At 65.6% G+C, this 25675-nt stretch carries 22 protein-coding genes and 1 riboswitch; of the genes, 7 read left to right on the plus strand and 15 right to left on the minus strand.

Translation table 11 applies throughout. The annotated features are described in order from the left end of the window. The first annotated feature begins 2 nt into the window (after window positions 1-2). Window positions 3-689, plus strand: coding sequence for an ABC transporter ATP-binding protein (locus DFR52_RS06740; RefSeq protein ID WP_110031207.1), 687 nt, complete (start codon window positions 3-5; stop codon window positions 687-689). A gap of 14 nt (window positions 690-703) precedes the next feature. Here the strand turns inward: DFR52_RS06740 and DFR52_RS06745 are convergent, their stop codons facing one another. From DFR52_RS06745 to DFR52_RS06775, 7 genes are all read right to left on the minus strand, one after another. After that, complete coding sequence (locus tag DFR52_RS06745) at window positions 704-3988, minus strand: efflux RND transporter permease subunit (RefSeq protein WP_110031208.1); 3285 nt, start codon at window positions 3986-3988, stop codon at window positions 704-706. A 9-nt stretch (window positions 3989-3997) separates the two neighbouring features. Continuing rightward, window positions 3998-5197, minus strand: coding sequence for an efflux RND transporter periplasmic adaptor subunit (locus tag DFR52_RS06750; protein WP_158284877.1), 1200 nt, complete (start codon window positions 5195-5197; stop codon window positions 3998-4000). Window positions 5198-5211: 14 nt separating this feature from the next. Further along, window positions 5212-5835, minus strand: a complete 624-nt coding sequence (locus tag DFR52_RS06755; protein WP_110031210.1) for a TetR/AcrR family transcriptional regulator — start codon at window positions 5833-5835, stop codon at window positions 5212-5214. Between the two features lie 222 nt (window positions 5836-6057). Further along, window positions 6058-8913, minus strand: a complete 2856-nt coding sequence (gene gcvP / locus DFR52_RS06760) for an aminomethyl-transferring glycine dehydrogenase (protein WP_110031211.1) — start codon at window positions 8911-8913, stop codon at window positions 6058-6060. A 7-nt stretch (window positions 8914-8920) separates the two neighbouring features. Further along, window positions 8921-9283 carry a glycine cleavage system protein GcvH gene (gene gcvH / locus DFR52_RS06765; protein ID WP_110031989.1) on the minus strand — a complete coding sequence of 121 codons (363 nt, stop codon included), beginning with the start codon at window positions 9281-9283 and terminating at the stop codon, window positions 8921-8923. Window positions 9284-9303: 20 nt separating this feature from the next. Continuing rightward, window positions 9304-10443: a glycine cleavage system aminomethyltransferase GcvT gene (gene gcvT, locus DFR52_RS06770; RefSeq protein WP_110031212.1), complete on the minus strand. Its 1140-nt coding sequence runs from the start codon at window positions 10441-10443 to the stop codon at window positions 9304-9306. A 147-nt stretch (window positions 10444-10590) separates the two neighbouring features. Next, window positions 10591-10678, minus strand: a riboswitch (glycine riboswitch). A gap of 168 nt (window positions 10679-10846) precedes the next feature. Then, complete coding sequence (locus DFR52_RS06775; RefSeq protein ID WP_110031990.1) at window positions 10847-11995, minus strand: ROK family transcriptional regulator; 1149 nt, start codon at window positions 11993-11995, stop codon at window positions 10847-10849. A 292-nt stretch (window positions 11996-12287) separates the two neighbouring features. Between DFR52_RS06775 and DFR52_RS06780 the strand changes: the two genes are divergently transcribed. The 4 genes from DFR52_RS06780 (at window position 12288) to DFR52_RS06795 (ending at window position 15939) form a co-directional block, all read left to right on the plus strand. Beyond that, window positions 12288-13319: a sugar ABC transporter substrate-binding protein gene (locus tag DFR52_RS06780; protein ID WP_210205789.1), complete on the plus strand. Its 1032-nt coding sequence runs from the start codon at window positions 12288-12290 to the stop codon at window positions 13317-13319. 108 nt (window positions 13320-13427) lie between these two features. Next, on the plus strand, window positions 13428-14525 hold the full coding sequence (locus DFR52_RS06785) for an ABC transporter permease (protein ID WP_110031213.1): 1098 nt from the start codon (window positions 13428-13430) through the stop codon (window positions 14523-14525). Continuing rightward, window positions 14501-15298: an ATP-binding cassette domain-containing protein gene (locus DFR52_RS06790; RefSeq protein WP_210205790.1), complete on the plus strand. Its 798-nt coding sequence runs from the start codon at window positions 14501-14503 to the stop codon at window positions 15296-15298. Before DFR52_RS06785 ends, DFR52_RS06790 begins: the two co-directional genes overlap by 25 nt. Then, the gene (locus tag DFR52_RS06795; RefSeq protein WP_210205791.1) at window positions 15295-15939 is read left to right on the plus strand and encodes a nucleoside triphosphate hydrolase; all 645 of its coding nucleotides are present in this window, start codon (window positions 15295-15297) and stop codon (window positions 15937-15939) included. The genes DFR52_RS06790 and DFR52_RS06795 overlap by 4 nt, the downstream gene beginning before the upstream one ends. 79 nt (window positions 15940-16018) lie before the next feature. Here the strand turns inward: DFR52_RS06795 and DFR52_RS06800 are convergent, their stop codons facing one another. From DFR52_RS06800 to DFR52_RS06825, 6 genes are all read right to left on the minus strand, one after another. Further along, window positions 16019-17116 (minus strand): branched-chain amino acid ABC transporter substrate-binding protein, encoded by a 1098-nt coding sequence (locus tag DFR52_RS06800; RefSeq protein ID WP_110031216.1) that lies wholly within the window; start codon window positions 17114-17116, stop codon window positions 16019-16021. A gap of 181 nt (window positions 17117-17297) precedes the next feature. Further along, window positions 17298-17648, minus strand: coding sequence for a DUF6867 family protein (locus DFR52_RS06805; protein ID WP_110031217.1), 351 nt, complete (start codon window positions 17646-17648; stop codon window positions 17298-17300). Window positions 17649-17760: 112 nt separating this feature from the next. Continuing rightward, window positions 17761-18495 carry an ABC transporter ATP-binding protein gene (locus DFR52_RS06810; protein WP_110031218.1) on the minus strand — a complete coding sequence of 245 codons (735 nt, stop codon included), beginning with the start codon at window positions 18493-18495 and terminating at the stop codon, window positions 17761-17763. Further along, window positions 18492-19505, minus strand: a complete 1014-nt coding sequence (locus DFR52_RS06815; RefSeq protein ID WP_110031219.1) for an ABC transporter ATP-binding protein — start codon at window positions 19503-19505, stop codon at window positions 18492-18494. The genes DFR52_RS06810 and DFR52_RS06815 overlap by 4 nt, the downstream gene beginning before the upstream one ends. A gap of 2 nt (window positions 19506-19507) precedes the next feature. Next, the gene (gene livM / locus DFR52_RS06820) at window positions 19508-20950 is read right to left on the minus strand and encodes a high-affinity branched-chain amino acid ABC transporter permease LivM (protein ID WP_110031220.1); all 1443 of its coding nucleotides are present in this window, start codon (window positions 20948-20950) and stop codon (window positions 19508-19510) included. Next, a complete protein-coding gene (locus DFR52_RS06825) occupies window positions 20950-21879 on the minus strand; it encodes an ABC transporter permease subunit (RefSeq protein WP_110031221.1) in 930 nt (309 codons plus the stop codon). Before DFR52_RS06825 ends, livM begins: the two co-directional genes overlap by 1 nt. 394 nt (window positions 21880-22273) lie before the next feature. Between DFR52_RS06825 and DFR52_RS06830 the strand changes: the two genes are divergently transcribed. Next, window positions 22274-23488 (plus strand): mandelate racemase/muconate lactonizing enzyme family protein, encoded by a 1215-nt coding sequence (locus tag DFR52_RS06830; protein ID WP_110031222.1) that lies wholly within the window; start codon window positions 22274-22276, stop codon window positions 23486-23488. Window positions 23489-23495: 7 nt separating this feature from the next. Here the strand turns inward: DFR52_RS06830 and DFR52_RS06835 are convergent, their stop codons facing one another. Beyond that, on the minus strand, window positions 23496-23885 hold the full coding sequence (locus DFR52_RS06835; RefSeq protein WP_110031223.1) for a VOC family protein: 390 nt from the start codon (window positions 23883-23885) through the stop codon (window positions 23496-23498). A 175-nt stretch (window positions 23886-24060) separates the two neighbouring features. Here DFR52_RS06835 and rpe point away from each other — a divergent pair, with 175 nt between their 5' ends. Beyond that, entirely contained in the window at window positions 24061-24738 is a 678-nt protein-coding gene (gene rpe / locus DFR52_RS06840; RefSeq protein WP_110031224.1) for a ribulose-phosphate 3-epimerase, read from the plus strand. A gap of 141 nt (window positions 24739-24879) precedes the next feature. Here the strand turns inward: rpe and DFR52_RS06845 are convergent, their stop codons facing one another. Next, a complete protein-coding gene (locus DFR52_RS06845; protein ID WP_110031225.1) occupies window positions 24880-25542 on the minus strand; it encodes a DsbA family oxidoreductase in 663 nt (220 codons plus the stop codon). Window positions 25543-25675 lie beyond the last annotated feature (133 nt).

The following is a 25675-nucleotide window of genomic DNA, read 5'->3' on the forward strand; positions in this document are numbered from 1 at the left end:
GCATGGCGCTGCTCAGGGTCCGCAATCTCGAAGCCTTCTACGGCGCCTCGCAGGCGCTGTTCGGTGTCGATCTCGAGGTCGGCGAGGGCGAGGTGGTGGCGCTGATGGGCCGCAACGGCATGGGCAAGACCACCACGATCCGGGCGATCACCCGCATGCTGCGCTCGAGCCGCGGCGAGGTGCGTTTCGCAGGCCGCGACCTGGCGCCGCTGCCGTCCTTCCGCGCCGCCCGTCTCGGCATCGGCCTGGTGCCGGAAGGCCGGCGCTGCTTCGGGCCGCTGAATGTCAGGGAAAACCTGACTGCCGCCGCGCGCCCGGGCGCCTGGACGCTTAATCGGGTCGTCGGCCTGTTTCCGCGGCTGGGCGAGCGCATGGGCCAGCAGGCCCTGACGCTGTCGGGCGGCGAGCAGCAGATGCTTGCCATCGGCCGGGCGCTGATGACCAATCCCCGGCTGCTCATTCTCGACGAAGCCACCGAGGGGCTGGCGCCGGTGGTGCGGCGGGAAATCTGGGCGGCCATCGGCGAGCTCAAGCGCGACGGCCAGTCCATCCTCGTCGTCGACAAGGCCTTCCGGGAGCTGCGCGACCTGGCCGACCGCTGCGTCATCCTCGCCCGCGGCCGCAGCGAGTGGACCGGCCGCCCCGGCGATATCACCGAGGCGATCGAAACCAGCCTGCTCGGCGTCTGAGCACGGCTGCGCCGCTACTCGGCCGCCTCGCGCGGCATCACCAGTTTTGGTGCCGGGCGGACACCCGATTCGAGCCGTGCGAGCCGTTCGCGCAGGGACGTGATCTCCTCGGCATTGGCCTGCAGGCCGGCCGTCAGCGCCTCCGGCTCCAGCACCGCGGGGTCCGCTTCCTTCGGGCCGATGAAGCGGCTGAAGATGCGCCCGAGCAGGCGCGAGAAGTCGTCCATGATCAGGAAGAAGGAGGGCACGACCACGAGGCTGAGCACGGTCGAGACGATGATGCCGCCCATCACCGCCACCGCCATCGGCGCGCGGAACGAGCCGCCCTCGCCCACGCCCATGGCCGACGGCAGCATGCCGGCCGACATGGCGATCGAGGTCATGACGATCGGCCGCGCGCGCTTCTTGCCCGATTCGATCATTGCCTCCACCCGGTCGGTTCCGGACCGGACCAGCTCGACGGCGAAGTCGACCAGCAGGATGGCGTTCTTGGTGACGATCCCCATCAGCATCAGGATGCCGATCAGCACCGGCATCGACACTGCATAGCCGGTGAGGATCAGGCCGGCGGCCACTCCGCCGATCGCCAGAGGCAGCGAGAACAGGATGGTGAAGGGCTGGATGACGTCCTTGAACAGGAGGATCAGCACGGTCAGCACCAGCAGCAGGCCCAGCAGCATGGCGTTCTGGAAGCTGACGAGCAGTTCGTTCTGCACCTCGGCATCTCCGGATTCCCGGACCTCGACCGAGGCCGGCAGCCTGGTGTCGGCGATGACCTTGGCGAAGGCCTGCTTGGCGGTGTCGAGCGCCACGCCGATCGGCAGGCTGGCGCCGATGGTGGCGAGCCGTTCACGGTCGAAGCGGTTGATGGTGCTCGGGCCCTGGGTGATGAGGATGTCGGCCACCGATTTCAGCGGCACCTGGCCGCCGCCGGCCGTCGCCACCTGCAGATTGCCGATGCGGTCGATATCTGTGCGGTAGAGCGGCGCCAGCTGCACCCGGATCGGAATCTGCCGGTCATCGAGCGAGATCTTGGCGAGCGCCGCGCTGTTTTCGCCGATGGTGGCCACGCGCACCGTCTCGGCGATCTGCGAGGTGGTGACGCCAAGCCGCGCGGCCTCGTCGGCGCGTGGACGGATCTGCACCTCCGGACGCGGCAGGGCGCCCGAGACGCTGACGCTGGACAGGTCCGGCTGCTGCTTGAGTTTCGGCTCGAGGGCCGCCACCGCCTCGTTGATGTCGGCTTCGCTCACCGAGATCACGTTGTAGGACAGGTCGCGGTCACCGCGGTCGTTGAGCTTGTAGGCGCGGATGTCGGGCACGGCGGCAAGCTTGTCGAAGATTTCCGCCTCGATTTCCGCCTGCGACCGTGTGCGGCCGTTGACCTGCATCGTCGGCATGAAATCGCCGGGCACGGCATGGGCCAGGCCGTTGACCACCTTCTTGAGCATCGAGTGCTCGATCCTGGTCAGGAGAACGGCGACCGATGCGCGGCGAATGTCCATTTCGCCCTTCGGCGAGGTGCCGCCGAGAATGAAGACATTCTCCACTCCGTCGATCGGCGCGATGATGGCGCGCATGGCCTCGGTGGTCCTGTCGGTGTCGGCGAGCGTGGCGCCCGGGGGCAGCTCGGCGCTGATGCTGACGCGCGAGACGTCCTCCGGCGGCAGGAACGAGCCCGGCACCTGGGCCATGAAATGCACGGCCACCACCAGCGAGGCTATGGCCGCCAGCAGCGTCGTGTAGCGCCAGCGCAGCGTCCGGGAGATGAGGCCGGTATAGGCCCGCATGATCCAGCCGTCTGCGGTGCCCTCGTCATGGGCGTCGCCCGGGCGCATCAGATAGGCGGCCATCATCGGCGTGATCAGGCGGGCGACGAGCAGCGAGAACATGACCGCCACGGCGACCGTCATGCCGAACTGGCGGAAATACTGCCCCGGGATGCCCGGCATGAACGAGACCGGCACGAAGACGGCAATGATGGTGAAGGTGGTGGCGATGACGGCGAGGCCGATTTCGTCCGCCGCCTCGATCGAGGCGCGATAAGGCGTCTTGCCCATCTTGATGTGGCGCGAGATGTTCTCCACCTCGACGATGGCGTCATCGACCAGGATCCCGGTCGCCAGCGTGATGGCGAGCAGGCTGACCAGGTTGAGCGAGAAGCCGAGCAGGTCCATGACATAGAAGGTCGGGATCGCCGACAGCGGCAGCGCGATGGCCGCAATCAGCGTGGCGCGCCAGTTGCGCAGGAACAGGAACACCACGAGCACCGCGAGAAGCGAACCTTCGGTCAGCGTGTGCAGCGCCGATTCGTAGTTGCCGTAGGTGTAGAACACCGTGTCGTCGACCGGCACCAGCTTGACGCCGGGATTCCTGGCGCGGATGTCGTCGAGCGTTTCGGTGACGACCTCGGCGACCGAGACCTCGCTGGCTCCCTTTGCCCGGAAGACGGCGAAGGACACCACCTGGCCGCCATTGTAGCGCGAGAAGGACCTGAGTTCCTCGTAGGTGTCGCGGATCTGGCCCAGTTCGCCCAGCCGGACAAAGCGGCCGTTGGGAAGCGCGATCGTCGTCTTTTCCAGCGTCTCGACGCTCTGGGCACTGCCCAGCGTGCGGATCGCCTGCTCCCGATCGCCGATTTCGCCGCGGCCGCCGCCGAGATCGGCATTTGTCGCGCGCAGCTGACGGTTCACGTCGGCGGCCGTGATCCCGTAGGAGGCCAGCCGCGCCGGATCGAGCTCGACCCGGATCTCGCGGTCGGCGCCGCCGTAGCGGTCGACGCGGCCGACGCCGCGCTGGCCCTGCAGCGCGCGCTTGACGGTGTCGTCGACGAACCAGGAGGCTTCCTCAAGCGTCATGTTGGGAGCATCGACCGCGAAGGTCATGATCGCCTGTCCCTCGACATCGATGCGCGTGACGATCGGGGCCTCGATGGAGGCGGGCAGGTCGCCGCGGATCCGGTCGATGGCGTCCTTGACGTCCTGGACGGCCTTGTCGGTGGGCACTTCCATGCGGAACTTGACCACCGTGCTCGACTGGCCGTCGGAGACGGTCGAGGAGATGTCGTCGACCCCGGTGATGCCGGCGACGGCATCCTCGATCTCCTTCGTCACCTGGCTCTCGAGTTCGGAGGGCGCGGCACCCGGCTGCGAGATGGCGACGGAAACCAGCGGCACGTCGATGTTCGGGAACCGGGTGATGGGCAGGCTGTAGAAGGACTGCACGCCGACGATGACCAGCAGCGCGAAGGCCAGCAGCGGCGCGATCGGATTTCGGATGGCCCAGGCTGAGAAATTCATGGCGAACCCCTATTCCGTTGCGACGGCGGCGCGGCCGCTTTCGGTTTCGACCGCCGGATTGACCCGGTCCCCGTCGCGCACGAAGGCGCCTGCCTTGGCGACGATCAGGTCGCCGGCCTTCAGCCCGTCGAGGATTTCCACCCGGCTGCCATTGCGGATGCCGGTGGTGATCGGCGTGTTGCGGGCGCGGCCCTCGGCGAGCTTGAGCACCATCGCGCCCTTGGCCGTGATGTTGACCGAGTTGACCGGCACCACCACGCCGCTGCGGTCGGCGACGATGATGGCAGCCTCGGCGAACATGCCCGAGCGCAGGCCTTCGGGATCCGGCAGTTCGATGCGCACCAGCCCAAGCCGGGTCGAGGTGTCGAGCGCCGGCTCGATCAGCCTGACCGTGCCCAGGCGCGGCTCCGGCGAACCGGCGACGGTGACGTCCACCGTCTGGCCCTGCCGGATCTTCAGCATGTCGGTCTCGGCCACGTCGGCGCGCACTTCCAGCGCGCCGTCGCGGATCAGCGTGAACATCGGATTGCCCGAGGCGCTGGCGATGGCCCCGACGCGGGCGGCGCGCGCGCTGACGATGCCGGCGACCGGCGCCTTGACCTCGGTGCGGGCGAGCCTGAGGTCGATGTCCTCCATCTGAGCGTCGACCACGGCCACGTCGGCCTGGGCCACCTTGATGGATTCCTCCACCGAGAGCAGTCGCGCATTCGCCGTCGTCAGCGCCGCCTCGGCCTGATCGGCCTGGACGGAGGAGAAGGCGCCGCTCTTGGCGAGCGTCGCGGCGCGGTCGCGCGCTTTCAGCGCCTCGCTGGCATTCGACCGGACTTCGGCCAGCTGCGCGTTCAGCTGGGCGATGCCGGCAAGCGCCTTGGCGCGGCTGGCGTTCATCTGGCTGCGCTGCAGGATCAGCTGGTCGTCGGCGAGCTTGGCCAGCACCTGGCCGGCCTCGACCAGGTCGCCGACATTGGCGGAAAGCGTCTGGATCGCCAGCCCCTCGAGCTGCGGCTGCACCAGGACTTCCTCGACCGGCTGCACGGTGCCGTTGGCGAGCACCTTGTCGACGATCCGCTCGTTGACGGCGGCGACGGCGATGATCGTCGGCGCGATGGCCTCCGTCGTGGCCGGGGCGGCGGCATCGGCGGCATGGCCCTGCAGCGGCGGGAAGGCGAGGCTGGCAAGCAGAAGGGCGAGGGGTGCGTGAGAGCGCATGGCAAAGGGTTCCATCAGGCGTTCGGATCGGCGACGGGCGCCAGGAGTGTCTTGTCGATCGTGTCGAGTACCATCCGCCCGAGCGCGGCGGTGGCAGCATCGTCGGTGTAGTCGCGGGTGCAGTATTTCCGCTGCGCGAAGCCGTGGATCATCAGCATCATGAAATGAGCCTGGGTTTCGTAGCGCGCCATCTCCGCGGGGCTCTGGCTGCCGTGGATGCGCACGAGCGTGGCGACGATGTAGCGCCGCACGGTCTCTTCCATGTTGCGCTTGAGCTGGGCGATCTCGGGCAGCCGGAAGGAGGCCGACTGGATCTCTGTCCACAGCGCGGCGTCCTCGATGGGCAGGTTCTCGATCCGCTCCCTGAGGCAGGCGATGAAGATGGCCCTCGGATCGTCGGAGGTCTTGACCATCTCGAAGGTGGCCTCGATGTCCTGCAGGTCGCGCTCGACCAGCGCGGTGATGATGGCATTCTTGGAGGGAAAATAGCGGTAGAAGTTGCCCACGCTCATCTGCGCCGCCTGCGCGAGATCCTGCATCGAGGCACCGTCGAAGCCCTTGCTGGCGAAGACGGATTTCACCCGCTCCAGGATATCGAGCACTTTCAGCTGGGCTGCGTCGGCGGCTGTGATGTCCATATGGCTGCGTTTCCCCGGGGCCTGTGGGTGGCCTCACGTTTGCACATGTAGTGAATGAATATTCATTCCCAATAGCACAATGCGGAAAACCTTGAAAGGGGTGGGCGCATTTTCGCGGACCGGACGGCAAAAGGCCGCAGTCACGGTTAATTTGTGACTACGGCCTCACATTTGGGAGAAGTGCCGGAAGACCGGCCGGCGCGCCTGCCCCGGCAGCAGCAGCTACTCGGCCGCCTCCGCGTAGTCGCTCATCGGCGGGCAGGAGCAGACCAGGTTGCGGTCGCCATAGACATTGTCGACCCGGTTGACCGGCGCGAAATACTTCGTCGTCCGGAAGCTCCCCGGCGGGAAGCAGCCGGTCTCGCGGTCATAGGGACGGTCCCAGGCACCCACCAGATCCTCGACGGTGTGGGGCGCGTTCCTGAGCGGGTTGTTGAGAGGATCCATGTGCCCGTCCTCGATCGCCTGCGCCTCGGCGCGAATGGCGAGCATGGCGGAGCAGAAACGGTCGATCTCCCCCTTGGATTCCGATTCCGTCGGCTCGATCATCAGCGTGCCCGCCACCGGCCAGCTCATCGTCGGCGCATGGAAGCCGCAGTCGATCAGCCGCTTGGCGATGTCGTCGACGCTGACGCCGGCGCTCTCGGCCAGCGGCCGTGTGTCGAGGATGCACTCATGCGCCACCCGGCCCGATGCCGACGTGTAGAGGACGTCGTAGGCGTCCTTCAGCCTGACCGCGATGTAGTTGGCATTGAGGATGGCGATCTTCGTCGCCTGGGTCAGGCCCTCGCCGCCCATCATCAGGCAGTAGGCCCAGGAGATCGGCAGGATCGAGGCCGAACCGTAAGGCGCGGCTGACACGGCGCCGGGACGGCCGTCGGTGGCGAAGTGGCCGGGGAGGAAGGGAGCGAGATGCGCCTTCACCCCGATCGGCCCCATGCCGGGACCGCCGCCGCCATGGGGAATGCAGAACGTCTTGTGCAGGTTGAGGTGGCTCACATCGGCGCCGATGTCGCCCGGCCGGGCGATGCCGACGAGCGCATTGAGATTGGCGCCGTCGAGATAGACCTGGCCGCCATGCTCGTGGGTGATGCGGCAGACCTCGGTCGCCGTCTCCTCGAACACGCCGTGGGTGGAGGGATAGGTGATCATGCAGGCGGCGAGCCGGGCCGAGTGCGTTTCCGCCTTGGCGCGGAAGTCATCGAGGTCGACGTCGCCGTTCGGCCGGGTGCCGACCGGCACCACCGTCATCCCGGCCATCTGCGCGGACGCCGGATTGGTGCCGTGCGCCGATGTCGGGATCAGGCAGACGGTGCGCTGCGTGTCGCCGCGCGCGAGGTGCCAGGCGCGGATCGTGAGCAGTCCCGCATATTCGCCCTGGGCGCCGGAATTGGGCTGCATCGAGATCGAGTCGTAGCCGGTGACCTGGCAGAGCTTGTCCGACAGGTCGTCGATCATCAGCTTGTAGCCAAGCGCCTGGTCGGCCGGCGCGAAGGGATGGATGTCGGCATATTCCGGCCAGCTGATCGCCAGCATCTCGGCGGTGGCGTTGAGCTTCATGGTGCAGGAGCCGAGCGGGATCATCGCCCGGTCCAGCGCCAGGTCCTTGTCCGAGAGCCGGCGGATGTAGCGCGTCATCTCGGTCTCGGCGCGGTTCATGTGGAAGATCGGGTGCTCGAGGAACGGCGTCGTGCGGGCGAGCGCCTCGGGAATGGCGGGCTCGGCGCCATCCGTGCTGTCGTAGTGGAGGGTGCCGCCGAAAGCGCGCCAGACGGCTTCCAGGTTTGCCTGCCGGGTCAGTTCGTCGACGGTGATGCCGATGCGGTCGTCGCCGACGCGGCGCAGGTTGATGCCTTCGCCGAGTGCCGCGCCGATGATGGCGTTCTGCCGCTCCCCGACCGCCACGGTGATGGTGTCGAAAAACGCCTCGGGCTCGACGGCGAAGCCGAGCGTCTTCAGGCCGGAGGCCAGGCGCGACGCCTTCATGTGCACCCGGCCGGCGATGGCGCGCAGGCCTTCGGGGCCGTGAAAGACGGCGTACATCGAGGCGATGACGGCCAGCAGCACCTGCGCGGTGCAGATGTTGGACGTCGCCTTCTCGCGCCGGATATGCTGTTCGCGGGTCTGCAGCGCCAGACGGTAGGCGCGGTTGCCGCGCGCATCCACGGTGACTCCGACCAGCCGGCCCGGCATCGAGCGCTTCCAGGCGTCGCGCACCGCCATGTAGGCGGCGTGCGGGCCGCCGTAGCCGACCGGAACGCCGAAACGCTGCGTCGTGCCGACGGCAATGTCGGCGCCCATCTCGCCGGGCGACTTGAGAAGCGTCAGCGCCAGCGGATCGGCGGCGACGATGGCGATGGCCTGGGCTGCGTGCAGACCGGCGATGACATCGGTGAAGTCATGCACATGGCCGTTGGTGCCGGGATACTGCAGCACCGCGCCGAACACCGATGCGGGATCGAGATCGGCAAACGGGTCCCCCACCACCAGGCTCCAGCCCAGCGGCTCGGCGCGGGTGCGGATGACGTCGATGGTCTGGCGATGGCAGGCCCGGTCGACGAAGAAGGTGGTGCTTTTCGACTTCGACACCCGGTGCGCCATCGCCATGGCCTCCGCCGCCGCTGTCGCCTCGTCGAGCAGCGAGGCATTGGCGATGTCGAGCCCGGTGAGGTCGGCGACCATGGTCTGGTAGTTGATCAGAGCTTCCAGCCGGCCCTGGCTGATCTCGGGCTGATAGGGCGTGTAGGCGGTGTACCAGGCCGGGTTCTCGAGGATCGTGCGCTGGATCACCGGCGGCATGATGGTGCCGTGGTAGCCCTGGCCGAGCAGCGAGACCATCACCTTGTTCTGCCTGGCCGTCTGCCTGAGATGGTCCAGAACCTCGCGTTCGCTCATCGGCTTGCCCCAGGCGAGCGGTGCTTTCTGGCGGATCGCGCCGGGCACCGTGTCGTCGATCAGCGCGTCGAGAGAGGCGGCGCCGACGGTGTCGAGCATCGCGGCGATTTCCGAGGGCGAGGGGCCGATGTGGCGTCGGTTGGCAAAGTCGTAGGGGTCGTAGGCGGAGAACTTGACGGACATGGGCACCTCAGCCGATCAGGGAATTGTAGGCGGCTTCATCAAGCAGCGCGTCGGCATCGGACGGATCGGCCAGCTTGAGCTTGAAGAACCAGCCGGCGCCGGTCGGGTCGGTGTTGACCAGCGACGGATCGCCGACGATGTCCTCGTTGACGGCGACGATCTCGCCGGCGAGAGGGCAATAGACATCCGAGGCGGCCTTGACCGACTCGACCGTCGAGGCCTCGCCGCCCTTCTCGAACCTGCTGCCCACATCCGGCAGTTCGACGAACACCAGGTCGCCGAGCTGTTCGGCCGCATGCGCGGTGATGCCGACGGTGGCGACGTCTCCGTCGATCTTGAGCCATTCGTGGTCTTCGGTGAATTTCAGCATGGTCATGATCCTGTCCGCTGTCAGCGTTTGTAGGTGTTGGGAACGAAGGGGAGGGTGGCGACGACGACCGGCAGCCGCTTGCCGCGCACATCGGCGTAGAGGCGGGTTCCGGGTTCGGAAAGCGCTGCAGGCACGTAGCCCATGGCCACCGGCGCCTCGAGGCTTGGGCCGAAGCCGCCCGAGGTGACCGCGCCGACCGGCTCGCCCCCCTCGGCCCCGGCGAACAGCCGCGCGCCGCCGCGCACCGGCGCCTTGCCTTCCGGCGAGAGCCCGACGCGCTTGCGGTCGGCGCCGCGGGCCAGCTGGCCGAGGATGACGCGGTCGCCGGGAAATCCGCCCTCCCGCTCGCCGTCGCCGCGGCGCGCCTTCTGGATCGCCCAGGTCAGCGCCGCCTCGGCCGGGGTGGTGTCGGGACCGATGTCGTTGCCGTAGAGACAGAGGCCGGCCTCGAGCCGGAGTGAATCGCGCGCGCCCAGCCCGATCGCCTCCACCCGCTCGTCATCGAGCAGGAGCCGCGCCAGCCGGTCGGCGTCTTCGGCGGCCACCGAGATCTCGTAGCCGTCCTCGCCGGTGTAGCCGGAGCGGGAGACCACGGTCTCCATGCCCTTGATGTCGATGAGGCGCACGTCCATGAAGCGCATGTCGGCGGCCTCGGGCGCGATCGCCGAAAGCGCGTCCTCGGCCATCGGACCCTGAAGCGCCAGCAGGCCGCGATCGAACCGCGCCTCGACGTCGCACGCATCGGAGACGGCGACCTCGATCAGGGCGAGGTCCTGATGCTTGCAGGCGGCGTTGACCACCAGGTAGAGATGGTCGCCGCGGTTGGCGACCATGAAGTCGTCCTTCAGTCCGCCGGTCTCGTTGGTGAAGAGTCCGTAGCGCTGACGTCCTTCGCCAAGCCCCGCGACATCGACGGGGGTGATCGTCTCCAGCGCCAGCGCCGCGTCCCGGACATCGCCGCTCTTCGGCCTGAGGAGGATCTGGCCCATATGCGAGACGTCGAACAGGCCGGCATGGCTGCGGGTGTGAAGGTGTTCCTTCATCACGCCGAGCGGATACTGCACCGGCATGTCATAGCCGGCGAATGGCACCATGCGGGCGCCGAGTTCGAGATGCAGGGCATGAAGCGGGGTCTTGAGAAGCTCTTCCGTGTGGGTCACACGCACTCTCCATCAGGGTGCCGGCGGATGCCGCGCACGGGTCAATCGCAAGGGCGTGCTGGCGCCCTGATCAATTGCCCCCTCTGTCCTTTGGCCTGAGATTGCTATCCCTTCGGCGGGCGCTATATGCGCCACTCTCCAGAGTCCTGTTCCCTGCTGGTCCTTTTGCCTGAGAGTTTCCGGGGCGGTTGCTCCTTCGGCACCGGACGGATCCGGTTTCTCCCAACGGGGAAGCTCAACTATCCCCATTCAAGCAGCCGATGCAAGTCAAATCCAGTCAGGCCGGATCAAAACCGGCGGGATTTTGCTGTGCAATGCGCGACGCCCAGTGTCCCGTTTCGGCCATTGCCGCCCTTGTTGCGCCAAACCGGCGGACGGCGCCGGGTCCGGAGAGATCCGGGAGTCAGGATTCGCCCAGCAGCATGTTGCGGTCGATGAGGTACTTGTCGAACAGCGGCAGGCTGGCCGCGCCCAGCGAACGGGCCAGCGGGCCGATCGTGCCCGGCAGGATCGCGGGCAGCACCAGTCCCTGCAGATCGAACCCCGCCGCTTCGCGCCGCGTCTCCTCGACGATCCGGTCGCGGATGCCGGCGGGCAGACCGCCATCGATGATGGCCTGCTCGAAATCGATCACGGCGCTGGCCGAGACGATGGCATGGGCAAGGCCGCGCGCCACCACGCGGATCCATTCGGTGGCCAGATCCTCGAAGCCGCTCCAGTGCTCGGGACTGTTCCACAGCGGCGAGGGATCGAGGTTTCGGGCGCGGATCATCCGCTCCAGCGTCATGATCGAGGCGCGCTCGATGAGCTGCACCGGCTTGCCCTCCGGTCCGATCACCGGCAGCGGCCCGATGGCGCCCGCATTGCCGGAGCGGCCCGAGTAGACGCTGCCGTTGAGCACGACGCCGCCGCCGACAAAGGTGCCGATGTAGAAATACAAAAAGTCGCGCAGCCCCTGGTGCCTGCCGAACACCAGTTCGGCCGAACAGGCCGCCGTGGCGTCATTCTGCAGATAGACCGGGAATTCGCACAGTTGCGCGATCATCGCCCGAAGGTCGACGTCGCGCCACTTGTCCATTTCCTCGCGCGGCGCGTCGGCCTGCTCGGTCCAGTTCCAGAGCTGGAACGGTGCCGCTATGCCGAAGCCGGCGACGCGGTCGCGCAACTCCGGCGCCAGCGCCCCGGTCATGCTCTGCAGACCGCCGCGGACGAAATCGATGATCTGCTCGGGCACCGGCCAGGGGTAGCTCACCCGCAGGGTGGATTTCGGCTCCCCCAGAAAGTCGAGCAGGATCAGTTCCGCGCTGCGGCGGCCCACCTTCAGTCCGATGAAGTAGGCGCCGTCGGGATTGATCGACATCGGCACCGAGGGCTGCCCGACCTTGCCGCGCACCGGCTTGCCCCTGACGATGAGATCCTCGGCCTCGAGCGCCCGCATGATCACCGACACGGTCTGCGCCGACAGCCCGGTCATCCGGGCAATGTCGGATTTCGCCAGATTGCCATGGCCGTAGACGAGGCTCAGCACCAGTCGCTCGTTGTAGGCGCGCATGCCGCTCTGGTTCGAGCCGCGCAACGACGGGTTGGCCGCTTCGATCCGTCCTGCCTGACCTGCATCAACGACCACGTCCGCTCCTCCCGGCGCTGTCTGCCATCAGACCTGCGCTCTGCGAAGCCGAGAATGGCGCAAACGACCGACAGGGTCAATTATTAAATAAGAATGAATTATTTATTGACAGGTTCGGCGGCGCGTGTTTGCATAGGACAACACGAAGCCCGGGAATGAGGATTTCCGGAAGCTGCGTGGACGCAGGATCGTCTGCAAATTCATCTGGGAGGAAGACATGAAGCGAATTTCCGCAGTCAAGACGGCGCTGTTCTGCGCCACCGCGCTGGGCCTCATGGCCGCAGCACCGGCCCATGCCGCCGACACAGGCGCGTGCCTGATCACCAAGACCGACACCAATCCCTTCTTCGTCAAGATGAAGGAAGGCGCCGAAGCCAAGGCCAAGGAACTGGGCATCGCGCTCAAGACCTTCGCCGGCAAGGTGGATGGCGACCATGAAACCCAGGTCGCCGCCATCGAAACCTGCATCGCTGACGGGGCCAAGGGCATCCTGCTCACCGCCTCGGACACCTCGTCCATCGTCACCGCCGTCAAGCAGGCCCGCGACGCCGGCATTCTGGTGATCGCGCTCGACACCCCGCTCGAACCGGCTGACGCCGCCGACGCCACCTTTGCCACCGACAACTTCCTCGCCGGCGAACTGATCGGCAAGTGGGCCAAGGCAACGCTCGGCGACAAGGCCGCCGACGCCAGGATCGCCATGCTCGATCTCGCCATCAGCCAGCCGACCGTCGGCGTGCTCAGGGACCAGGGCTTCCTGCAGGGCTTCGGCATCGATCTCGGCAATCCCGACAAGTGGGGCGACGAAACCGATCCGCGCGTCGTCGGCCACGACGTGACCGCCGGCAATGAAGAGGGCGGTCGCAAGGCGATGGAGAATCTCCTCGCCAAGGATCCCGCCATCAATGTCGTCTACACCATCAACGAACCCGCCGCCGCCGGCGCCTATGAGGCGCTCAAGTCGATCGGCCGCGAGAACGACGTGCTGATCGTGTCCGTCGACGGCGGCTGCCCGGGCGTCGCCAACGTCAAGGACGGCATCATCGGCGCCACCTCGCAGCAGTATCCGCTGCTGATGGCTTCGCTGGGTATCGAGGCAATCGCCAAGTGGGCCGCCGACGGCTCCAAGCCCGAGCCGACCCCCGGCAAGAGCTTCTACGACACCGGCGTCGCGCTGGTGACGGACAAGCCGGCCGACGGCGTGGAATCGATCTCGGTCGCCGAAGGCACGGATCGCTGCTGGGGCTGATCCCCAGAGCGCGCAAGCCCAACTGATCCGGCGGAAGGGGCGGGGCGTCCCGTCCCTTCCGCCTGAGATCGTGCTATAGATGCCCATGACATCACCCGGGAGGAGAGCATGTCCGAAGGTTCCGCAAATTCCCAGGACTATGAGACCGTCGTAAAGGCGGGGACCGCGGAAAAGGTCGCCGAGTTCGGCGGCGGTCCGGTGTCCGCCCTCAAGCGCATCCAGCACATGCTGCACAAGGCGCCCTCGATGGTGCCGCTGATCGTGCTCGTCATGTCGATCGTCATCTTCGGCATCCTGCTCGGGTCCAAGTTCTTCTCGCCCTTCGCACTGACCCTGATCCTGCAGCAGGTGGCCATTGTCGGCATCGTCGGCGCGGCCCAGAGCCTGGTGATCCTGACCGCCGGCATCGACCTCAGCGTCGGCGCGATCATGGTGCTGAGTTCCGTGGTCATGGGCCAGTTCGCCTTCCGGTACGGCATCCCGGTCGAGGTCGCCGTCGGCTGCGGCCTGCTCTGCGGCGTCCTCTGCGGCTACATCAATGGCTGGCTGGTCGCGGTGATGAAGCTGCCGCCGTTCATCGTCACGCTCGGCATGTGGCAGATCGTGCTGGCGACCAATTTTCTCTATTCGGCCAACGAGACCATCCGCAGCCAGGACATCGACAGCCAGGCGCCGCTCCTGCATTTCTTCGGCCGCACGCTCAGCATCGGTGCCGACGAGGCCGGCCGCGGCGGCGCCACCTTCACCTATGGCGTCATCTTCATGGTGTGCCTGGTGCTGCTGCTCGCCTATGTCCTGCGCGAGACGGCCTGGGGCCGCCACGTCTATGCGGTCGGCGATGATCCCGAGGCCGCCGAATTGTCGGGTGTGCAGATCAGGAAGGTGCTGATCTCCGTCTATGTGCTCTCCGGCCTGATCTGCGCCTTCGCCGGCTGGGTTCTCATCGGCCGCATCGGGTCGGTGTCGCCGACCAGCGGCCAGTTGTCCAACATCGAATCGATCACCGCGGTGGTGATCGGCGGCATCTCGCTGTTCGGCGGCCGCGGCTCCATCCTCGGCATGCTGTTCGGGGCCCTGATCGTCGGCGTCTTCACCCTCGGCCTGCGCCTGCTCGGAGCGGATGCGCAATGGACCTATCTGCTCATCGGCGTGCTGATCATCGCCGCCGTCGCAGTGGATCAATGGATCAGAAAGGTATCAGTCTGATGGAACCGATCTTGAGAGGCGTCAATCTGGTCAAGCGCTACGGCCGCGTCACCGCGCTCGACCACTGCAATTTCGAGCTCTATCCCGGCGAGATCCTCGCCGTGATCGGCGACAACGGCGCCGGCAAGTCGAGCCTGATCAAGGCCGTCTCCGGGGCGACCATTCCCGACGAAGGCGAGGTCTATCTCGAGGGCAAGCGGGTGCATTTCCAGTCTCCGCTCGACGCCCGCCACGCCGGCATCGAGACCGTCTACCAGACGCTCGCCATGTCGCCGGCGCTGTCGATCGCCGACAACATGTTCATGGGCAGGGAACTGCGCAAGCCCGGCTTCATGGGCAGCGTGCTGCGTCGCCTCGACCGGCCTGAAATGGAGCGGATCGCCCGCGAGAAGCTCACCGAACTGGGCCTGATGACGATCCAGAACATCAACCAGGCGGTGGAGACGCTGTCGGGCGGCCAGCGGCAGGGGGTCGCCGTGGCCCGCGCCGCCGCCTTCGGCTCCAAGGTCATCATCCTTGACGAGCCCACCGCCGCACTCGGCGTCAAGGAATCCCGCCGCGTGCTGGAACTGATCCTCGACGTGAAGGCGCGCGGCATCCCCATAGTGCTCATCAGCCACAACATGCCGCATGTCTTCGAGGTCGCCGACCGCATCCACATCCACCGGCTCGGCAAGCGCCTCTGCGTCATCAATCCCAAGGACCATTCGATGTCCGACGCCGTGGCGCTGATGACCGGCGCCAAGGAGCCGGAAGAGCAGCACGCCGCATGATGGACCAGGCCGGTGGAGTCGCCGATGCCGATGCGCTTGCGGACGCGGTAATCGCCCGCGCAGAGGGCAGGCCGCGCTTTGTCGTGGCGCTGGCCGGCGCTCCGGGATCGGGAAAATCCACCTTGTCCGACGCGTTGCAGCGCGCGCTGGAGGAAAGGGGCGCGGCGGCGGTCATCGTGCCAATGGACGGCTTCCATCTCGACAATGCCGTCATCGGGCCGCGCGGCCTGCTGGCGCGCAAGGGGTCGCCGCTGACCTTCGATGCAGCCGGCTATCACGCGCTGTTGCGGCGGATCCGCGACCGCCCGGATGAGGCTGTCGCGGTTCCGGTGTTCGACCGCGGTCTCGATCTCGCCCGCGCCGGCGCCCGCATCGTCGAGCCCGGTCACCGCATCGTCATCACCGAGGGCAACTACCTGCTGCTTGACGAGGCGCCATGGTCGGATCTTGCCGGACTGTTCGACCTGACGGTGATGGTGTTTGCCGACGCGGATCTGCTGCGCCGGCGGCTGATCGACCGCTGGCTCGGTCACGGCCACGACGCGGAGGCGGCCGAGCACCGCGCCATGCAGAACGACATCCCCAACGCGGAACTGGTGCTGGCACGCTCGCGAACGGCGGACCTTATGGTGCACGGCTGAATCTGCGTGCAGCGCATCCAGGAAAAAGGGCCCGGTGCGGATGCACCGGGCCCTTGCCTTGTTTGCCAGACGGCTCGGATCAGTTGATCTGAGCGTACTTGCCGTCCTTCCATTCGTAGAAGACGTAACCCGGCAGCGACACGTCGCCCTTGTCGTCGAAGGACAGATCGCCGAGCACGGTGTTGAACGTGCCGTCGTTGAGCGCCTTGGTGACGGCTTCGAAGTCGGTCGAGCCGGCAGTCTTGGCGGCATCGGCCCAGGCCTGGATCGCCGCATAGGTGTAGAGCACGTAGCCTTCCGTGGTCTTGCCTGCATCCTCAAGGGTCTTGACGACCTTGGCGGCGGTTTCATAGCCGCGCGGATCGGGCGAGAAGGTCATCAGCGTGCCTTCGCCGGCATCACCGGTGATGGCCCAGTACTCGTCGGTGACCAGGGCATCGCCCGAGATCAGCTGCAAGGTCAGGCCCTGCTCCTTGGCCTGGCGTGCCATCAGGCCGGCTTCCGTGTGGTAGCCGCCGACATAAAGGACGTCGATGCCTTCCTGCTTCAGCTTGGAAACCAGGGCCGAATAGTCCTTCTCACCAGCGGTGTAGGATTCGACCATGGCCGGCTTGCCGCCCAGCGCTTCGTAGGCGGCCTGGGTGGCGTCGGCGAGACCCTTGCCGTAGGCGGTCTTGTCGTTGAAGAAGGCGACCTTCTTGCCGGCAAAGTTGTCGACCAGATACTTGCCGGCGACTTCACCCTGCTGGTCGTCGCGGCCGCAGACGCGGAAGATGCCTTCGCCCGGACGCTCGTCGGTGAACTTCGGATTGGTCGAAGCCGGCGAAATCTGGATGATGCTCTCGTCGGCATAGACGTCGGATGCCGGGATCGAGGAACCCGAGCAGAAATGCCCGGCCACGAAGACCACGCCTTCACCGGCAAACTGGTTGGCGACGGCCACGGCCTGCTTCGGATCGCAGGCGTCATCGCCGACTTCAAGCTTCAGCATTTCGCCGTTGACGCCACCGGCGGCATTGATGTCGGCCACAGCCTGCTCGGCGCCGGTCTTCATCTGCTCACCGAAAGAAGCGTACTGGCCGGTCATCGGACCGGCAGTGGCGATGATGATGTCGGCCCAGGCCGACGTCGACATCACGAGACTTAGGGCAGCGCCCGCCAAAAGTGCCTTTTTCATAGTAACTCCCTCAAAAGAACACCGGTTTTTCGATGTGGCAGAACGGTCGGTGCGTGCCCGGCCTGCCTGTAAACGGCGAGGTTAACCCCGCTTGGTGGCTATCAAATCCCAAATTTACCGGGAATGAAAGTGTCTTCGCCGGAAAATTCTCGCTCAGCCTTAACTCCGAACGAGGGCTCGCTCATCGCGCTTTCCAGCTCAATGGACCCGAGCGTGTATACTTGAAGGTATACTGCAGAGCCATCTGTCCCGCCCGTGTATGGCGCTTGGCGATATAGGCGATCGCCAGCAGAACCACGATGTCGACCACATAATAATGCAGCGAAATCAGCGTGCCGTGAAACAGCGCGAAATGGATGAACCGCACTGCCGCAGTCAGCAGGACGATGTAGAACCCGAGGATTCGGTTGGACCCCCAGCCAAGCGCCACCGCCCGGCCGGTCATCCAGGCCGCGCCGCCACCGAGCACGACGGTGACCAGCAGGAATTCGAAGGGGCTGACTTCCCACAAGAGTGCGTTCTGAAATTCCATCATCGGGCTCCTAGAGCATGTCCGGACGAAGCGAACGTCACTTTGCCGCCGGACGCTGCGATAAACCAATAGTTTGGAGCACCTCTCCGATTCCTCGAAAAGGAGAGGTGCTCTAGTGCTTGCCGCCTTCGAGATACGCCGCGCGCACTTCTTCGCGCTTGAGCAGTTCCCGTCCACTGCCGCTCATGGTGATCTTGCCGTTGACCATGACATGGCCGCGATGGGCGAGCTTCAGGGCATGAAAGGCATTCTGCTCCACCAGGAACACGGTAAGTCCCTGGTTGCGGTTCAGTTCGCCGATGATCTCGAAGATCTGCCGGACGATCAGCGGCGCCAGGCCGAGCGACGGTTCGTCAAGCAGCAGCAGCTTCGGCCGGCTCATCAGCGCCCGCCCGATGGCCAGCATCTGCTGCTCGCCCCCCGACAGCGTGCCGCCGCGCTGGCCCTGCCGTTCCTTCAGCCGTGGAAACAGCTCGAAGACGCGTCGGACGTCGTCATCGAAGTGCTTCTCCTCGACCAGATGGGCGCCCATCTGCAGGTTTTCCATCACCGTCATGCGCGGGAAGATCCGGCGGCCTTCGGGCGACTGGGCGATGCCCATGCGCATGATCTCGTGGGTCGGCATCGTCGTGATGTCGATGCCGTCGTAGATGATGCGGCCGGTGCGGGCGCGGGGATTGCCGCAGATGGTCATCATCAGTGTGGACTTGCCGGCGCCGTTGGCACCGATCAGCGTGACGATCTCGCCGCGGTTGACATCGATGTCCACGCCGCGCAGCGCAACGATCTTGCCGTAATAGGTTTCAACGCCCGAAACCGAGAGCAGCGGGGATGAGGTCTCGCTCATTTGGCGCCTCCGGCTTCATCGTTGGACTTCAGGCCTGCGCCCGTGGACGCAGCATCGCCGTTGGCGTCGTCTTCAAGTGCCGCCTCGACCTCCTCCTCGTCCTCGACGCCGAGATAGGCGGCGATAACGCGGGGATCGTTGCGGACGAAAGCGGCGTCGCCGTCGGAGATCTTCTCGCCGTAGTCGAGCACGACGATGTGGTCGGAGATTTCCATCACCACGCCCATGTCGTGCTCGATGAGCAGGATCGAGGTGCCGTGCTCCTTGCGGATGAACTGCAGCAGCGTGTTGAGCTCGCTCGATTCGCGCGGATTGAGGCCGGCCGCCGGCTCGTCGAGGCAAAGCAGATGCGGGCCGGTGCACATGGCGCGCGCGATCTCGAGGCGGCGCTGGGCGCCATAGGGCAGATCGCCGGCCGGGTCGTCGGCGCGATCGATCAGGCCGACCTGTTCCATCCAGTAGACGGACTTCTCGATCGACTTCTCCCGGGCATGCCTGTAGCCGGGCAGGCCAATCAGGCCGCCAAGCGTGTAGTTGGAGGCGAGCATCAGCGGATTGTGCTGGGCCACCAGCAGGTTCTCGAGCACGGTCATGCCGGCAAACAGACGGATATTCTGGAAGGTGCGGGCCACCTTTGCGCGGTGGGAGATCTGGAAGTCCTGCATGCGCTCGAGCAAGAACACGCCTGAGCTTCCCTCCACCCGGAACTGCTCTCCCGAATCGGTCGCATCCTCGATCAGCTTGTCGCTGACCTTGTCGCCATGCCGCATGACGATGCGGCCCTCGGTTGGCTTGTAGAAGCCGGTGACGCAGTTGAAGACAGTCGTCTTGCCCGCGCCGTTGGGTCCGATCAGCGCGGTGATGTCCCCGCGGCCGACATTGAAGGAGAGGTCATTGACCGCCAGCAGGCCGCCGAAGCGCATCGTCAGATGCTCCACGCTCAGCACGGCATCCTGGTCCCATGAGTGCTGCAGCGCGGCGGGCGCCGCCGTCTTGTTGTCGCCGATCATGGTCAGTGTCCCTCGCCCTGTGCGACCATATCGGCGCTGATTGACTTCTTCTGCTTGTAGACAGCCGAAGGTTCACGGGAAGAGACAAGGCCGCGCGGCTTCCACACCATGATCAGAACCATCGCGAGGCCGAAGATCAGCATGCGGTACTGGGTCGGGTCGAAACCGTCGCCGAACACCGCCTGAAGGAAGTCGAGGTTTCTCAACAGCTCGATGCCGCCAATCATCACCACGGAGGCGATGACGATGCCGATCTGCGAGCCCAGTCCGCCGAGCACCACGATAGCCAGAATGATCGCCGATTCCAGGAACGTGAAGCTTTCCGGCGAGATGAAGCCCTGGCGGGTGGCGAAGAAGGAGCCGGCGAAGCCGCCGAACATGGCGCCGGTGGCAAAGGCGGTGAGCTTGGTGGTCACCGTGTTGATGCCGAGCGAACGGCAGGCAATCTCGTCCTCGCGCAACGCTTCCCAGGCCCGTCCGATCGGCATCTTGCGCAGCCGCATGGTGATCAGATTGGTCAGGATCGCCAGCACGAAGATGATGTAATAGAGGAAGACGAAGCGCTGGGTGGTGTCGTATTCCAAGCCGAAGAAGTCCGAGAAGCTGCCTTCGCCGCGGCTGAATTCGAGCCCGAACAGAGTGGGCTTGGGAATGCGCGACACGCCGTCCGGTCCGCCGGTGAAGTCATACCAGTTGAGCAGCACGACGCGGACGATCTCGCCGAAGGCGAGAGTGACGATGGCGAGGTAGTCGCCGCGCAGCCTCAGGACCGGGAAGCCGAGGATGACGCCCCAGAGCGCGGCCAGCAGGCCTGCCAGGGGCAGCGCGATCCAGAAGCCGATATATTCGAAATGCGTCGACAGCAGCGCGAAGGAGTAGGCGCCCACCGCGTAGAAGGCCACGTAGCCCAGGTCGAGCAGGCCGGCCAGGCCGACCACGATGTTCAGGCCCCAGCCGAGCATGATGTAGGTCATGATCAGGATGGCGATGTCGATGAACTGGCGGTCGCGGGCCGGAAAGAAGTACATGAAGAAGAACGGCAGGATGACGGCGAATGCAAACAGCAGCCGCCCCAGCCAGGTGCCGAGGCCGGGAACGATGATCCGCGACAGTGCCGCACCGGCGGCTTCTTCGGCCTTCCCGCCGCGAAAGAACAGGCTGATGGCGAGCCTGCCTGCGAAGACCACCGCAATGGAGGCGAACCACAGCGACCAGCGCGTGGTGACCTCGAGGCCGCCCGGCGCAATGTCGGTCCGGATGGCCAGGAAGAAGAAGCCCAGAACCCCCGCGATCAACGCCGCGATGGCTGCGTCCTTGATGAGGGCGGCAAGCGATATCGTGCGCCCGCCCGCCGGAGGCCTGGGGGCGGAAAGGCGCTGTTCGCTCTGGAGCTGCGCCCCTTCCGGGTGGATGTCGTCGGTGGGTTGGCTGACGGTGCTGGACATCAGACCTTCTCGACTTCTGGCTTTCCGAGCAGGCCGGACGGCATGAAGATCAGCACGATCGCGAGGATCGAGAATGCAGCAACATCCTTGTACTCGACGGTGAAGTAGCCCGACCACAGCGTCTCGATCAGGCCGATCAGCAGGCCGCCGAGCATGGCGCCGGGAAGCGAGCCGATGCCGCCGAGCACGGCCGCGGTGAAGGCCTTCACGCCGGCCAGGAAGCCGATGTAGAAGTCGACCACGCCGTAGAGCAGCAGGAACATGATGCCGGCCACCGAGGCCAGCGCCGCGCCCATGACGAAGGTCAGCGAGATCGTGCGGTCGACGTTCACTCCGAGCAGGGAGGCCATCTTCTGGTCCTGCTCGCAGGACCGCTGAGCCCGGCCCAGCGGTGTCTTGGCAATCAGCAGCGAGAAGCCGACCATCAGGGTGAAGGTCACGCCGATGATGATCATCTGCATGTAGGACAATTGCACGGCGATGGTGCCGGCCTCGGCATTGCCTGGGATCAGGGTGATGCCGCCGGAGATCTGCGGCGCAAGCGGCTTGACGCGGGCACCCTGGGTGATCTGGACGAAATTCTGCAGCACGATCGACATGCCGATCGCAGTGATCAGCGGCGCGAGGCGGAAGGAGCCGCGAAGGGGACGATAGGCGAGGCGTTCCACCGTCCAGCCCCAGGCGGAAGTGAACAGCATCGACATGATCAGGACGATCAGCAGCACCAGCGGCAGGAAGGTGAAGCCGAGCACCGTGGTCAGAATGAGGAACACCGCCAGGGCTATGAACGAGCCGACCATGAAGACATCGCCGTGGGCAAAGTTGATCATGCCGATGATGCCGTAGACCATGGTGTAGCCGATGGCGATAAGTCCATAGATCGAGCCGAGAGTGAGCCCGTTGATGAGCTGTTGGAATAGGTATTCCATGATGCCACTTTCCCCGTTTTTGCGTCTTTTTTAGCGGAGGCACTTGCCGTGCTTCCTGCGCTGTCCTGCCTCTATAGCCGTTTTTCAAGGCCCGAGAACCAAAAAAAACATTCCTGCACGGGATTCGCATTCTTAAACCGATTGAAATTTTTAAAAGCAATGATTTCAATCGAATTCGGACATCAATCGCCGCATTTTTCGTCATCTGCACAGTTTCAGGGCGGCAGGGTCAGCTTGCCGCTCGGCCATTGACGGACCGGGCGAGACCGAGTGTGAGGGAGGGATGAAAGCGTTCCGTTGCTGACGGCATATTCCGGCTGGCGGCTGGATTTCGGCACAGAAACCTGATCGGATGCGCCGCAACGTGCAAGGACTAGCGGCAAGGGAAACGGGCATGAAAATCAAGGACGTCAAGACCTGGGTGGTGGGCAATCCGCCACCGCAGACCGGTGGCCGCTATTTCATCTTTGTCAGGCTGGTGACCGATGGCGGCGTCGTCGGCTACGGCGAGGCCTATGACGCGGCGTTCGATCCGCATCTGACGGCCAAGTTGATCGAGGATGTGGCCATGCGTTATCTCGTCGGTCGTGACCCGCATGACATCGAAACCTTCTTCCGGCTCTGCTATTCCTCGGGCTTCTCGCAGCGTCCCGACGCCACCATGATGGCCTGCTGCTCGGCACTGGAAATGGCCTCATGGGATATCATCGGCAAGGAAGCCGGCCAGCCCGTCTACAAGCTTCTGGGCGGCAGGATCCACGAGGGCCTGCGCGCCTACACCTATCTCTATCCTCAATCGGGCAGCGTCCATCCGGCCGACATCAAGGACCAGCGCAACGTCTACAATGACCCGGACATGGCAGGCGAGGCGGCGGCCGCCTGCGTCAAGCAGGGTTTCAACGCGGTCAAGTTCGATCCGGCGGGTCCCTACCGCGTGCAGGGCGGCCACCAGCCGCTGCTTGAGGACATCGATCTCTCCGCCCGCATGGTCCGCGCCGTGCGCGAGGCGGTGGGCACGAAGGCGGACATTCTCTTCGGCACCCACGGTCAGTTCACCGCCGCCGGCGCCATCCGCATGGCCAAGGCCATCGAGGCCGCCGATCCGCTGTGGTTCGAGGAGCCGGTGCCGCCCGACCAGGTCGGCGCCATGGCCGAAGTCGCCCGCGCCACCTCGATCCCGATCGCGGCCGGCGAGCGGCTGGTGTCCAAGGTCGAGTTTGCACGCCTCATCGAGAGCCGTGCCGCGGCCATCCTGCAGCCCAATCTCGGCCGGTCCGGCGGCATTCTCGAGACCAAGAAGATCGCCGGCATGGCCGAGGCGTTCGGCATCCAGATCGCCCCGCACTGCTATTGCGGCCCGCTGGTCGCCGCCGCCAACATCCAGCTCGCCGCCACCCTGCCGAACTTCCTCATTCTGGAATCGATCAAGACCTGGGACGGCTTTCATGCCGAAGTGCTCAAGAAGAAGATCGAGTGGCAGGACGGCTTCGTCATTCCGTCGACCGAGCCCGGGCTCGGCGTCGAACTCGACGAGGCGGTCTGCGACGCCAATCCCTGGACCGGCGACATGCTGCATCTGGAGATGACGCGCGAGCCGATCCGCTTCTGACTCCGGTTCAGGCAATCGTTCCCTTGTCCCAGGCGGGGTCGTCGAAGCTCTGGATCTCGATGCGGTAGCCGTCGGGCGACAGGAACAGCGACGAGTAGACGCCGAACTCGGCGCTGTGCGAGGGACCACTTACATAGGTTACGCCCTTGCCGGTGAGGAAGGCGTGCCAGCCGTCGACATCGGGCGAGACGATGGTGATGGTGACGCCCGGACCGCGCGGCCGGTCCGGCAGGTTGCAGACGCCGAGATAGCTCGTCGGCGACAGCCGGAAGATGTGGCAGGCGCCCTGGTCGACGACGAAATCGAGTTCCATCACCGAGCGGAAGAAATCGGAGGCGCGGGCAAGATCGTCGGTGTAGGTGAACACCACGGAGTGGCTGATCGGCGGATGCGGCATGTGGGCTCCTTGCGCGGGATCGAGGGCGAACGTCGACTGCTAGCCGATTCTCCGCCTATTCGCCGCTTCATTCGGTGGAGCAACCGCGCAAAAGCCGGTCTCCGCTCTTGACCATGCCGGCGCGCTTCGGCAAACCGCCGGGATCGGCGGCGCGGCCGCCTCTGGAGGATTCTGCATGACCGGACCCGTGATCATTTCGCCATCGGTGCTGTCGGCCGATTTCTCGAAGCTCGGCGACGAGATCGAGGCGGTGGTGCGCGCCGGCGCGGACTGGATCCATCTCGACGTCATGGACGGCCATTACGTGCCCAATATCACCTTCGGACCGCCGGTGATCAAGGCGGTGCGCGACCGGACCGACGTGATCTTCGACTGCCATCTGATGATCGAGCCCTGCGACCCGTTCCTCGATGCCTTCGCCGCCGCCGGTTGCGACATCATCACCGTGCATGCCGAGGCCACCAGGCATCTCGACCGCTCGCTGCAGGCGATCAAGGCGCTGGGCAAGAAGGCCGGCGTCTCGCTCAATCCGTCGACGCCGGAATCGGTGATCGAATATGTGCTCGACCGGCTCGACCTGGTGCTGCTGATGACCGTCAATCCGGGTTTCGGCGGCCAGGCCTTCATTCCTTCGGTGATCGACAAGGTCAAGCGCGTCAAGGCGATGATCGGCGACCGGCCGATCCATATCGAGATCGATGGCGGTGTCTCGCCGGACAATGCGGGAATCCTCACCGCGGCCGGCGCGGACGCGCTGGTGGCGGGATCTGCAATCTTCACCAAGGGCGGCGAGGCGGCCTGGAAGACCAATATTGCCGCCATCCGCAAGGCCGGTGAGGCCGGCCGGGGCTAGCGGCTGAAGGCGGCTGAAGACTGCCGACAACCAGAACGGCTAAGGCACATCGTGCGAATTCGGATTCGCGCGATGGGCCTTAGCTCTTTGATTTTGCATGTCGTGGTCCCGAAACCGCTGCACATTTTCGGGCCACATGCATTAGCTGGCCGGCGCCCGCATCGTCGCCAGCTGTTCCAGGATCTTCGTGTAGTTCTCGACGCCCTGGGCGCCGCTGACGAGATGCTTGCGGTCGAAGATGACGGCCGGCACGCCGCTGATGCCCTGCTGCGTCCAGAAGCCTTCGGTCTGCCGCACGGCCTCGGCGAAGCGCTGATCCTCGATCACCTTCCGCGCCTCCGCCGTGTCAAGGCCGACCGAACCGGCGATCTCGACCAGCACGGCGATATCGGACACATCGCGCTGCTCGCTGAAATAGGCCGAGAACAGCGCCTGTTTCAGGTCGTGGCCACGACCGGATTTGTCGGCCCAGTGGATCATCTGATGGGCATTGAAGGTGTTGACGATGCGCGAGCCGTCGGAAAACTTGAATGGAAAGCCGACAGCGGCACCGAGCTCGGTCAGCCGGGCGCGCGCCTGCTGCGACTGTTCGCGGGTGGAGCCGTATTTCTCGGCGATGTGTTCGCCCAGATTCTGGCCTTCCGGCCCCATCTGCGGGTTGAGCTCGAAGGGGTGCCAGTGGATCTCGTGCGCGGTGGCGGTGGCCGTGAGCGCCTCGGCCAGCTGGCGGTAGCCGACCACGCACCAGGGACAGACCACGTCGGAGACGATGTCGATCTGCAATCTTTCGGGCTTGTCGGTCATGGGCGTCCAGTTCTCCAATGAAGGCGGGGTCGAACCTAGATAGGCCCGGGATGGCGAAAATTCCAGCGGCATGCCGAACTGACCCTGCTCATCAAACCGAGGCCCGGATCGCTCCGGACCCCGTAAATCGCAG

Origin of the sequence: Hoeflea marina, assembly GCF_003182275.1 — a bacterium.
Taxonomy (GTDB): domain Bacteria; phylum Pseudomonadota; class Alphaproteobacteria; order Rhizobiales; family Rhizobiaceae; genus Hoeflea; species Hoeflea marina.